6 protein-coding genes are annotated in these 11,799 nt (G+C 78.7%); 1 reads left to right on the forward strand and 5 read right to left on the reverse strand.

Annotation, left to right across the window (positions count from 1 at the left end):
* Window positions 1-76: 76 nt before the first annotated feature.
* The 4 genes from PHY01_RS10420 to PHY01_RS10435 are packed head-to-tail and all read right to left on the reverse strand — an operon-like array spanning window position 77 to window position 8,839.
* On the reverse strand, window positions 77-3,370 hold the full coding sequence (locus tag PHY01_RS10420; RefSeq protein WP_141278368.1) for a hypothetical protein: 3,294 nt from the start codon (window positions 3,368-3,370) through the stop codon (window positions 77-79).
* Complete coding sequence (locus PHY01_RS10425) at window positions 3,367-4,344, reverse strand: hypothetical protein (protein WP_141278369.1); 978 nt, start codon at window positions 4,342-4,344, stop codon at window positions 3,367-3,369. Before PHY01_RS10425 ends, PHY01_RS10420 begins: the two co-directional genes overlap by 4 nt.
* Window positions 4,341-7,688, reverse strand: coding sequence for an AAA family ATPase (locus PHY01_RS10430; RefSeq protein ID WP_141278370.1), 3,348 nt, complete (start codon window positions 7,686-7,688; stop codon window positions 4,341-4,343). The genes PHY01_RS10425 and PHY01_RS10430 overlap by 4 nt, the downstream gene beginning before the upstream one ends.
* Window positions 7,685-8,839, reverse strand: a complete 1,155-nt coding sequence (locus PHY01_RS10435) for an exonuclease SbcCD subunit D (RefSeq protein WP_141278371.1) — start codon at window positions 8,837-8,839, stop codon at window positions 7,685-7,687. Before PHY01_RS10435 ends, PHY01_RS10430 begins: the two co-directional genes overlap by 4 nt.
* A gap of 93 nt (window positions 8,840-8,932) precedes the next feature.
* Between PHY01_RS10435 and PHY01_RS10440 the strand changes: the two genes are divergently transcribed.
* Window positions 8,933-9,703, forward strand: coding sequence for a VOC family protein (locus PHY01_RS10440; RefSeq protein WP_141278372.1), 771 nt, complete (start codon window positions 8,933-8,935; stop codon window positions 9,701-9,703).
* Window positions 9,704-10,024: 321 nt separating this feature from the next.
* On the opposite strand, the gene PHY01_RS10445 is transcribed toward PHY01_RS10440, so the two are convergent.
* Window positions 10,025-11,752 (reverse strand): ATP-binding protein, encoded by a 1,728-nt coding sequence (locus PHY01_RS10445; RefSeq protein ID WP_141278373.1) that lies wholly within the window; start codon window positions 11,750-11,752, stop codon window positions 10,025-10,027.
* Window positions 11,753-11,799: the final 47 nt, after the last annotated feature.

Here is an 11,799-nt window from a genome sequence, read left to right on the forward strand (position 1 = left end):
CCGGGCGACCACTCGCCCCCGGCCGCCGGCCGGCCCGGGCCTGCTCGCCGGGGGTCCGGGACGCACGTCGGGTCCCTCACTCCGGCGCCGTGACGACCCCGTTCGCGGCGGCCCCTACGTCGGGGTCGGGGTGGGCGCGCAGGGCGTCGAGCCGCCGCAGCCAGCCCGCCGCCCACCCGGTGGCCGGACCGACCGCCGCCACCAGCGCGACGGCGAGCAGCCCGGCACCCGGGCCGTCGACGGCGGCCGCCGCGTCGACCCCTGCGGCGGCGTCGGCGGGCTCCCAGCCGGTGGTGTCGATCCCCGGGCCCGCGGCGAGCGCGGCCACCGGGCGGTCGGCGACGAGCCCGGCCAGTGCCACCAGGTCGGGGACCAGGCCCGGCCCGGGGCCCACCAGCACGGCGAGCAGGCGGGCCGCGGCGGGCACCGTCTCCGGGTCGGCGGCCAGAAGGGCGGCGACCTCCCGCACCGGGCCGGGGGTGCGCCGCGCGACCGTGCCCTGCGCGGCCAGCCCGTCGACGATCCGGGCCAGCCGTTGCCCCGCCGGGCGGTCGCGCCGTGCCCCGGGCGCCGGTCCGGGCACGGGGGCGGCGGCGTGCAGCGTCGCGACGGCCACCGGCACCAGGTCCGGCAGGACCGTCCAGACGTCGGGGCGCAGCGCCGTGGCGGCGGCGGCCCGCCAGGTGGCGGTGCCGCGCAGGTCGGTGAGCGCGGTGAGCAGGGCGTCGCGGGCGCCCGGGTCCCACGGCACCCAGTCCCCGACGGCGGCGAGCGCCGCGCGGGCGACGTCCGGCTCGGGATGCGCGACGACCCTGCGGACGAGCCCGGCGTGGCGCGCACGCAGGGCGGGCGCGGTGCGGGCGGGCGACGCGGCGAGCACGGCGAGTGCGAGGTGCCGGTCGCCGTCACCGGCCCGCGCGAACACCTCGAGGACGCGGTCGTCGGCGAGCCAGGGGCGCAGCGCCGACAGGACGGCGAGCCGCACGTCGCGGTGCTCCCCCGGCCGGGCCCATGCGGCGAGGAGCGTGTCGAGGGCGCCGTCGGGGCGGAACACCCGCTGCCAGCGCGCCAGCTCCTTGCGCGCCGTCACCTTCACCGGCACCTCCGGGACGGCGAGCAGCTCCGCGAGGCGGGCGGGCGCGACGTCGCGGGCGCACCGCGCGGCGGCGGGCAGGGCGACCCGGGCGCGGTCGGTGCCGATCTCGGGCAGCAGCCGCGCCAGGCCCTCCTCCGGTGCCCCGGCCCGGCCGAGCGCGGTGAGGGCCGCTTCCGCGACGAGCACGTCGGGATCGGCCGTCAGGTCGTCGACGCCGGTGGGGTCCAGCTCCGCGAGCCGGGCCGCGAGCCGGGCGCGGCGGTGGCGCACCAGCCCGGGATCGGCGAGCGCCGCCCGCAGCAGCCCCCGGTAGGTCTCGATCTGTGCCGGGCTCCAGCGCCGCAGGTCGCGGGCCCGCAGCTCGGGCAGCCACCACGCACCCCGGGTGCCGAACCGCCCGCGCAGCCGCCGGCCGGCCCGGTCGAGCACCCGTGCGGGGCGCCGGCGCACCAGCACGGCCAGCACCGGCGGCAGCGTGATCGCCGAACGGTCCCGGGCGACGAGCTCCTCGGCGCGTGCGAGCCGGGTGCCCGGCGCGTCGAGCCAGGCCGCCACGGCGCGGCGCTGCACCCGGTCGTCGCGGACGGTGGTGGCCTCGGCGAGCAACTCCTGCAGCTCCGGGATGCCTCGGGCCCGCCTGCCCAGCCCGGTGGCCAGGCCGAGCACCGCGGTCGGCTCACCGCGGCGCAGCGCGTCCCGCAGCCGCGGCAGCACCCGGGCGACGACGGCCCGCTCCTGCCCGCGCGGGAGCGCGCGCAGCGCCGGTCCCAGCAGGGCGTCGTGACGCCAGGCCCCCAGCCGGTCGATCGCGTCGAGCGCCCACCCGGCGACGGCCGACCCGTCCGGCCAGGGGTGCCCGAGCAGCCCGAACGCCACGCGGTGCAGCGCCGCCCGCGACGCTGCGGAGGTGTCGCCGGCGTCGACGGCGGCGGTGACCAGGGCGTCGAGCGCGGGCAGCACCGCGGCCTCGACGAGGGCGGGGCGGACCCGCGCGAGCGCGGCGAGCAGCCGGGCGCGCACCGGGTCCTGCTCGTGGGCGACACGGCGCAGCCCGGTGAGCACGGCGGTGAGGGTGCCCGGGTCGCCGGTGGCGGCGCCGGCACGCACCAGCAGCTCGTACCCGGCGGCGCGCCGCTCGGCGTCGGCGCTGCGGGTGGCCTCCTCCAGGACCGGCCGCGCATCGACGAACGGCAGCGACGCGCTCACCCGCAGCGTCGCCGCCGGGTCGTCGCGCACGGCCGGGAGGTCGAGCATCCGCCGGGCCTCGGCGTGGCGGCGGGCGTGCGGCAGCCGGGCCAGCTCGGCGTCGGACAGCACGTCGAGGGACCGGTCGCGCCCGGCGTGCGCGAGGTCGTACACCGCCTCGCGGCGGCGCGGCGGGAGGGCGTGCAGGACGGTGCGCAGCAGCCGCACGTCGGGGCCCGACTCCCGCAGCAGCGCACCGAGCTCGGCGTCGGGCAGCGCGGTGAGCCGGACGCGGGCCGAGCGGCCGGGCAGCCGCGTGGCGAGCTGCCCGACCCGCTCCGGTTCGGCGCGGACGAGCGCGGCCGCCCGCCCGGCGTCGACGGCGAGCAACCGGTGCAGCCCGTGCAGCAGCACGGGCGGCAGCGGGCCGGTGAGCAGGCGTTCGGCGAGGTCGAGCACCACGTCGGGCCGCCGCCGCAGGAGCGCGCCGAGCAGCCCGGCCGACCCCTCCCACCACGATCGCCGCCGCTCGGGCCCGCGCTCCGCCAGCTCCGCACGCGCGTGGGCGGCGACCGCCTCGGCGTGCCGTCCGACCAGCGCACCCCAGCTCGTGACGGCGTGCGCGAGGCCCGGCAGCGCACCCGCGACCACGTCGGGCGAGCACCCGGGCAGCACCGCGGCGGCCTCGCCGTCCCCCCACCGCTCCCGCACCGCCGGGAGCAGCGCGTCGGCGACGTCCTCGTGACCCCCACGGCGCAGCCGCGCCGCGACGCGCGCACGGTCGGCGAGCGAGCCGTGCGCGGCGACGGCGGCCAGCGCGGCCCCGGGCAGCGCGGCGGCGCGCAGCGCCCGTGCCCGGACACCGGGGTGGGGCGACCCGGTGGCCGCGGCGAGGTGTGCGGAGTCGCCGCAGGCCACCGCCATCGTGACCGCCAGGCCCGCCGCGTGGGCGTCGCCCGCGCCGAGCTCGGCCAAGAGGCGGGCCCGGGTGCCGGCGTCGGCGGACCGGGCCGTCGCCACGACGCGGCGCAGCCGCTCGTCGGGGTCGAGCCGGTCGACGTCGGCGAGCAGCCGGGCGGCGGCACTCATGCCGGGGCCGGCACGCCCGCGGCCCGGCGCAGCGCCCGGTAGAGCAGCGCGGGCTCGCCCAGGCGCCGGCGCAGCGCACGCTCCAGGCCGGCGATCGGGTAGAGGTTCTGCGGCGCGCGGGAGTCCTTGTAGGCGACCGAGGCGAACCGCGGGAGCGTGACCTGGCTCAGGTCGGCCAGCGCCACCGCCAGCTCGACGGGCACCTCGCCGCCGCACTCGATCCGTACGATCCCCGCCCACGGCGCGCCCGCCGGACCGGGCAGCCGCAGGTACCAGGTGTGGCGGTGCAGCGCGCGGTCGCTCTCGGGCTGCTCCAGCCGGAACACCGGCGTGCGGCGGCCCGGGCCCAGCGCGGCGACGACCCCGCCGAGCGCGGGCGGCAGGTAGGTGCGCGCGTGCGTCTTGACCAGCCCGATCGCCCGCGGCAGGTGGAGGCGGCCGAGCGCCCCGTCGACGACGACCAGGTCGTCGTCGCCGCCGTGCGCGTCGCGGACCGCCGCGGCGACCAGCAGCTCGGTCTCCTGCATCCGCGTCTGCACCGCGACGCTCAGCGCCACGCCGGGGTCCTGACCCGGGCGGCCGGGCTCGACGCGGGTGCAGGCGTAGGTGCCCGCCGGGGTGACGACGTCGGCCCCGTCGGCCGAGCTGGTGACCAGCGAGCGGCGCACCCGCGCCTCCACCAGGTGCGCGCCGTCGTCGTCGCAGCAGCACACGACGCCGGCCGCGTAGGACGCGCACAGCGCCGGTGACGCCGTGCCGTCGCCCTCGTCGACCCACACCTGCGCGTCGGTGCGCCGGACCCCGTCGACGAACAGCACCCGCGACGGCGCGACCAGGCCGGGCTGCGGCTCGACCGGCCCCCAGTCGTCGGCGGCCCGCTCCAGCCCGACCACCGCCTCGACCCGCGAGGGCTCCAGGTCGGTGCCGACACTGGTGCCGTAGGACGGGTCCCACGGGTCGACGGTGAACTTCACAGGTTCTCCCGCGCGACCGACGACGTGCGCTGGTCGCGTGCCACCCGGAACCGGACCGGTACCCGCTCGGCCAGCGCCGGGACGTGCGTGACGACCCCGACCATCCGGTCGCCGCGGGCCGCGAGGTTCTCCAGGGTGCTCGCGACGACCTCCAGGTTGGCCTCGTCGAGCGTGCCGAACCCCTCGTCGAGGAAGATCGACTCCAGGCGGGCCGCGCCGCGCGCCGCGAGCCCGGACATCTGCGCCGACAGCGCCAGCGCCAGCGCCAGGCTGGCCTGGAACGTCTCCCCGCCGGAGAGGGTCTTCACCGGGCGGCGCGCGTCGGCGTCGGCGTGGTCGATCACCAGGAACTCGCCGTGGTCGTGGGTGAGGGCGAACTGCCCGCCCGACAGCTCGGCGAGGCTCCGGGAGGCGTCGGCGACCAGCGCGTCGAGCGCGGAGGCCACCAGCCAGCGGGGGAACCCGTCGGAGCGCAGGAGCCCGCCGAGCATCTTCGCGACCTGCCCCGCCTCCTCGGCGGCGTCGCGGTCGGCGGCGAGACCCGCCGCGGTGGCCCGGCGCTCGGCCAGCCGCGCGAGCACCCCCCTGGCCCGCTCGACGGCCGCGGCCACCGTGGGGCGCGCCGCCCCCGCGTCGGGCCGGGGGTCGGTCGCGGCGCCGGCCGCGGACGGCGGGCGGGACGGCCCGGTCCCGGCGGGCAGCAGTACCAGGTCGTGGGCCGCCAGGTCGTCGACGATCGCGCGGACGGCGGCGTCCCGCGTCTCCCGGGCGGTGCGGGCGGCGGCGTCGGCCGCGGTCCAGGCGGTACGCCGGTCGGCGGCGGCCGCGGACGCCCAGCCCGCGAGCACGCCCCAGGCGGCGCCCAGGTCGTCGCCGGTGACGGCGGGGGCACCGAGGGGCACCAGCGGGTCGCGCGCCGCGCGCAGCGCCGACCAGGCCGCCCCGACCTCCTCGGCCACCTGCGCGGCGTCACGTTCCGCCGCGCGCAGGGCCGTGCGGGCCCCGCGCAGCGCGGCGTCGGAGGAGCGGGCGGCCTCATCCAGCGCGGTGCGGCGCTGCAGCGCGCGGGCGGCGTCGGCGTCGGAGGGGGCTCCCTGCAGCGCCGCGCGCAGCTCGCCGAGGCGCGCCTGCACGCCGTCGACGGCCCCGCGGGCCTCCTGCTCGGCGCGGGCCGCGGCGGTCTCCTCGGCGCGCCGGTCGGTGGCGGCGCGGTCGGCGGCGTGCAGCGCGCTCCCCGCGGCGTCGGCCTCCCCCTCCGCCGCGGCGACGGCGGCCCGGGCGTCGCCCAGCGCGGCGTCGCGGTCGGCGGCCTGCCCGGACGCCCAGGTGACCAGCGCCGTCCAGCCGGTGACGACGTCGTCGTCGGGGACCGCGGGGGCCCCGAACGGCACGAGCGGATCGCGGGCGGCGCGCAGCGCGGCGGCCGCGCCCCGGGTGTCGGCCCCAACGGCCTCGACCTCGCGCGCCTCGGCCTCGCGGGCACGGCGCGCGGTGCGGACCGCGGCGTCGGCGTCGCGGACCGCGCGCTCGGCCTCGTCGAGCGCGGCGAGGCGGTCCTCGACGGTGGCGGCGTCGGGCTCCGGGCGCAGGCGGGCCACGGCGGCGTCCAGCCGGTCGGCCTCGGCCGCGGCACGCGCCGCCGCCGCGGCGAGCGCCGCCTCCTCGGCCCGGGCGGCCTCGTGCGCCGCCGCCGCGGCCGTGACGGCCTCCTCGGCCCCCGGGTCGGCGGGGGCCCCGGCCGGCGGCAGCGCGGCCACCGCCTGCGCGCACACCGGGCACGGCTCCCCCACGGCGAGCGCGGGGCGCAGGGCCGCGGCCAGGTCGGCCCGCTGGCCCTCGGCCCGGCGGGCCTCGGCGTGGTCGAGCGCGTGCCGGGCCGTCCGCACCCGCTCGGCGGCGGCCGCGACGGCCCGTTCGGCGTCGGCCCGGGTCGTGGCCGCCACCTGCTGCTCCGCGGCGAGCGCCGCGCGTTCGGCGTGCTCACGGCGCGCCTGCTCCAGCGGGCCGCGCGCGGGGGCCGCGTCGAGCGCCTCACGGGCGCGGGCGTCGACCGCCTCGGCGGCGGCGAGCGCGGCGTCGGCCTCGGCCAGCGCCGCGGCGGCGGCGCTGCGGCGCCGGCCCAGCGCGTCGAGCCCGGCCGGGACCGCGAGGGCGCGCAGGCCGTCGCGTTCGGCGATCAGGCGGCGGACGGTGTCGGCCGCCGCGGCCGCGGCCGTGGCGGCGGCGTCGCGGGCGGCGCGGGCGGCGTCGAGCGCGGTGCGGGCGTCGGCGGCGTCGCGGGCGGCCGTGTCGTAGACGGCGAGCGCCTTGGCGTGCCGGTCGCGCAGGCCCGGCAGGTCGCCGGTGAGCGCGGCGAGCTCGGCGTGCCGGGTGCGGGCGAGCTCCAGCGGCCCGCGCTCCGGCGCCGCGGCCAGTGCGTCGCGGGCCGCGGTGTCGGCCTGCTCGGCCGAGGAGTGGGCGGCGCCGGCCGCGGTGAGGGCCGCGGCGGTGGCGGCACGGCGGGCGTCGAGACCGGCGAGGTCGTCGGGAGCGGTGAGCGCCGCGAGCACGGTGCCCTCGGCGCGGATCCGCGCGGCGTCGGCCTCGGCCTCGGCCTGGGCCGCGGCGGCCGCCTCGACCTGCGGCACCAGCGCGTCGACCCGCCCGGCCAGCGCCACCAGCGCCTCGACGCGCTCCCGCGCGGCCGCCTCGGCCTCCGCCGTGGCGTCGGCGTAGCCGCCGAGCTGCTCGGCCAGCACCTCGGCGCGCTGGCGCTGCGCGGCGGACTCGCTGTTGGCCTCCCGCGCGATCTGGTCGTAGAGGCCGAGCCCGAGGATGCGCACCAGCTTCTCCTGGCGCTTGCGGGGCTCGGTGTGCAGGAACTCCGCGAAATCGCCCTGGGGCAGCACGACGCAGGTCGTGAAGTCGCCGAAGGGCAGCCCCAGCAGCTCCTCCACCGCCGTGGTGACGCCGCCGGCGCCGTCGGCCAGCGGCTCGGTCTCCTCGTCGACGCCCGCCGTGCCCGACGGGTCACGCAGCCGCTCCAGCCGCGCCGAGCGCACCGACACCGACCCCGACGCGGCCCGGCGCAGCTCCCGCGCGGCCACGTAGCGCGCCCCGCCGACGTCGAACACCAGCTTGACCGTGCCCCGCCCGGCCGTCGGCGCCAGCGCCAGCGCCACCGTGCGCTGGTTGTCCCAGCGGGGCACCGAGCCGTAGAGGGCGAAGGTGATCGCGTCGATGATCGTGGACTTGCCCGACCCGGTGGGCCCGACCAGCGCGAAGTACTCCGCGTCGGCGAAGTCGACGACCGTGGGCTCGCGGAACGCGGCGAACCCGTCGAGCTCCAGGCGGACCGGCCTCACGTCGAGATCCGGTCGTGCAGCGTGCGGAACAGCGACTCGACCCGCGGGTCGGCGACCCCGCGCGTGCCCAGGTACTCCGAGAACAGCTCGGCCGGGCTCCGCTCGGCACCCCCGCCAGAGGGCCGCGACGCCTCGGGGACGGCCGCGAACTCCGGGTCGATCCGCACCTCCAGCGCGTTCGGCAGCACCGCCGTCACCTCCTCCCGCAGCCCGGCCCGCGCGGGCTCGGTCACCCACACCCTCAGCCAGTCGTCGCCGACGGTCTCAGACAGCACCGACAGTTCCGCGACGGTGCCGCGCACGGTGCGCAGCCGGCGCCCCGAGGTGACCGGGATGTCGGTGATCCGCGCGGGCGTCGACGGGGTGGCCTCGACCAGGCAGACGACCGGCTCGTTCTCCTGCTCCCCGAAGTCGACGGCCAGCGGCGCCCCCGAGTAGTGGACGGGGCACGGTGCCTCCATCCGCTGGCGGCGGTGCAGGTGTCCGAGCGCCACGTAGTGCGCCTCGATCGGGAAGATGCTCGCGGGCACCGCGTACTCGAAGATCGACTGGGCGGTGCGCTCGCCGCCGCCGAAGCGGCCGTTGAGCACGGTCAGGTGGGCCATGACGAGGTTGACCCCGCCGTCGTCGAACCCGGCGGTGAGGGAGGCGAGGACGTCGCGCAGGTTCTGGTCGTAGGCGTTCGTGTTCTCCCCGGCGGTGCGCGCGACCAGCTCGGCGGCGCGCACGGCGTAGCGCTGCGACAGGAACGGCAGCACGGCGACGGTGACGCGCTCGCCCGTCGACCGCGCGGTGAACCGCACGACCCCGCCCTTCTCCGCGGTGCGCACCTCGCCGACGAGGGTGATCCCGGCCTCCTGCGCGAGCGGGCGGTAGGCGTCGAGGGCGCGGGCGTGGTCGTGGTTGCCGGCGATGGCGACGACCTGCGTGCCCTCCTTCGCCAGCCCCATCAGCGTGCGCACGACCAGCCGCTGCGCCTCCGCGGAGGGGGCCGCGGTGTCGTAGAGGTCGCCCGCGACGAGCACCGCGTCGACCTGCTGCTCCCGGGAGATCGCGACGATCTCGCGCAGCACCTGCTCCTGCTCGTCGAGCCGGGAGCGGCCCTTCAGCGTCTTGCCGACGTGCCAGTCCGCCGTGTGCAGGAAGCGCATGGGGCGACGATCGCACCCTTCGGCCGACGCGTTCTGTCGGGGGTCGGTGCCACTCTGTCCGCCGTCGCCCGTCCCCGACCGAGGGAGTCCCCGATGCCCACCCGTGACACCGCATGGCCGGCCGGCACGCCGTGCTGGGTCGATCTCGCAGTCCCCGACCTGCCCGCCGCCACCGCCTTCTACGGCGCGGTGCTGGGGTGGGAGTTCGTCGACACCGGGGAGGAGTTCGGCCACTACACGCTCGCGCAGGTCGGCGGCCGCAGCGCCGCCGCGATCGCTCCCGTCCAGCCCGGTCAGCCATCCGGATCGACGCTGTACCTGGCCAGCGACGACGTCGACGCCACCGCGAAGCTGGTGGCCGAGCACGGTGGCACGGTCGCCGTCGAGCCGTTCGACGTGTCCGGCATGGGAAGGATGGCCGTCGCGCTCGACGCGTCCGGCGCCGCGTTCGGCATCTGGCAGCAGGCCGGGATGATCGGGGCGGAGGTCTACAACGAACCCGGCTCGCTGATCTGGGAGGACGCCCGCCTCACCGACGCCGCGGCCGGCCAGGCCTTCTACGCCGCGGTGTTCGGCCACACCTTCGGCGCCGTGCCCGGCGCGCCCGACGACTACGTGACCTTCGCCGTCGACGGCGAGGTCGTCGGCGGCATGGGCGGCATGATGGGCGCCCCCGAGGGCACGCCCAGCCACTGGCTGCCCTACTTCATGGTGTCCGACGTCGACGCCGCGCTGGCCGCGGTCGGCTCGGGCGGCGGCACGGTGCTGATGGAGGCCACCGACACCCCGTTCGGCCGGATGGGCATCGCGACGGACCCCTTCGGCGCCACCTTCGCCCTGCACGGCGGGATGCCGGCCGCCTGACCGCCGCACCGAGCCCGGGCGCGGGCCGGAACCGCCCACGGCGCGGCTCGTCGCACACCTCGGCGCTCGTCGCACAGGTCGCGGCTCGTCGCACAGGTTGCGGCACGTACGACCGACCTGACGATGTGCGAGCACGGGCGGCGGGTGAGCGCGGGCACCGGGAGGACGAACCGGCGCGCTCGCGCACACGTTCCCGCTGGTCGCACGTGCTCCGGTCCCTCGCACAGGTTCCACCCTGTGCGACCAGCCGCATCCCGTGCGACGAGCGCCGAGGTGGGCGCGGACACCGTCCACCCCGGTGCACCGGCGGGTGCGCGCGCGTCAGAAGGGGGCGTCGTCGTCCACGCCGGACGGGAGGCGGGCGAAGGGGTCGCGCGGCGCGTGGCCGTTCGACCCGGCCGGGGTCCCCGCGCTCTCCGAGAGCCTCGTCGCCCAGGCCGGGAACGGGAACTCCACGGCCAGCGGCACCGGGATCTCCGGCTGCGAGACGAACATCGTGCCCGGTTTGGCGAGCACCGCCCGGGCCCGCTGCGACGGGGGGAGGAAGCCGTACTCGGGCCGGCCGGCCTCGGCGGGGTCGAGCCGCCCGACCACCTTGATCGAGGAGTTCGACACGATCCGCCGCTCGACCTCGCTCGCGGTCTGCTGCGCGCCGATGAGGATGATGCCGAGCGACCGCCCGCGCTCGGCGATGTCGAGCAGCACCTCCTTGATCGGCGAGGACCCCTCCCGCGGGGCGTACTTGTTCAGCTCGTCGATCATGGTGAACAGCAGCCCCGCCGCCCCGGCCTGCTCCTTGCGCGCGGTCTCCGCCGCCAGCACCACGCCGACGACGAACCGCTGCGCACGCTCGGGGAGGTTGTGCAGGTCGACGACCGTGACCTGCTGGTTCTCGGTGCTCACCCGCCGCCCCGGCGCGTCGGCGAGGTCGCCGCGGACGATCGTGCGCAGCGGCTTGAGCGAGGAGCGCAGCCGGCGCAGGAAGGCGTTGATCGTGCCGATGCCGGTGACGGGCCCGGCCCAGTCGCGGCGGGCGTCCTCGTCGGCGAGGCGGTCGGCCACGAACTCGACGAGCGCGTCGTAGCTGCGCAGCGTCTGTCCTTCCACGGTGACCGCGCCGTCGGCGGCGGGGGTGGCGATCCGCCGCAGCCGGGCCGCGACCTGGTGGATGACCATCGTGTACTGGTTGCGCTCGTCCTCGGCGTCGGCGAAGACGTAGGGCAGCAGCTCCCCGGAGCAGAACTCGGCCAGCGTCCACCAGAACGCCGACACCCCGCTCGTGCGGCCGGTGACGTACGGGCGGCCGGACGGGTCGTCGGGGGTGGGCGGGGCGAAGAAGCCGGCGGAGGAGAAGGGCGCGGCGGGCAGGTCGAGGCGGGCGTAGCGGGTGCGCTGCTCGTCGTCGAGCCGGGCGTTGGCGTGGTCGAGGAACAGCAGGTCCTCGCCCTTGACGCTGAACACCAGCGCCTTCGCGTTCACCGCCCGCCGCCCGAGCACCCCGGACCGGAAGATCGAGTAGAGCAGGAACAGCGCGAAGCTGGTCTTCGTCGCCACCCCGGAGATGCCGCTGATCGAGACGTGCCCGCCGCGGGTGCCGTCGAGGAACTCCAGGTTGACGTAGATCGGCTCGCCGTCGCGGCCGAGGCCGACGGGCACCTTCTGGTCCATCTTGTCGAAGTACAGCGCCTGGGCGCGCTCCAGCCCGGTGGCCCGGCGCACCGCCGCCCCGGGCACCGGCGGCACGTAGACCTCGGGCTCGACCCGCGTCGTCGTGACCTCGGCGATCTCCTGGACCTGCGCGGGGAGCACGCCGTCGTCGATGAGGAAGACGTCGGAGCCGTACTGGGCGCCCTCGTGCCGCGCCCGCACCTCGGTGACGACGCCGGAGGTCGTCACGGCGCCGTGCCCGGCCACCGACCGCTGGGTGAGGACCACGTCGTCGAGCTGCAGGTACTCCCCCGGACGCAACGCCACCGAGAACTGCAGCGGCGTGGAGTCCTCGGTGCCGACGACGAGACCGACGGACGGCGCGGGGGGCGGGGACGACACGCGGCGAGCCTAGAGCCCCTCGACCCCTGCTCCCCCGCCCCCTACTG

The organism is Pseudonocardia hydrocarbonoxydans (genome assembly GCF_006539565.1).
GTDB classification, from domain to species: domain Bacteria; phylum Actinomycetota; class Actinomycetes; order Mycobacteriales; family Pseudonocardiaceae; genus Pseudonocardia; species Pseudonocardia hydrocarbonoxydans.

Coding starts and splice junctions, on each gene's coding strand:
- PHY01_RS10435 (WP_141278371.1), bottom strand. CDS start 8,839: ATGCGCTTCCTGCACACGGCGGACTGGCACGTCGGCAAGACGCTGAAG.
- PHY01_RS10440 (WP_141278372.1), top strand. CDS start 8,933: ATGCCCACCCGTGACACCGCATGGCCGGCCGGCACGCCGTGCTGGGTC.
- PHY01_RS10420 (WP_141278368.1), bottom strand. CDS start 3,370: ATGAGTGCCGCCGCCCGGCTGCTCGCCGACGTCGACCGGCTCGACCCC.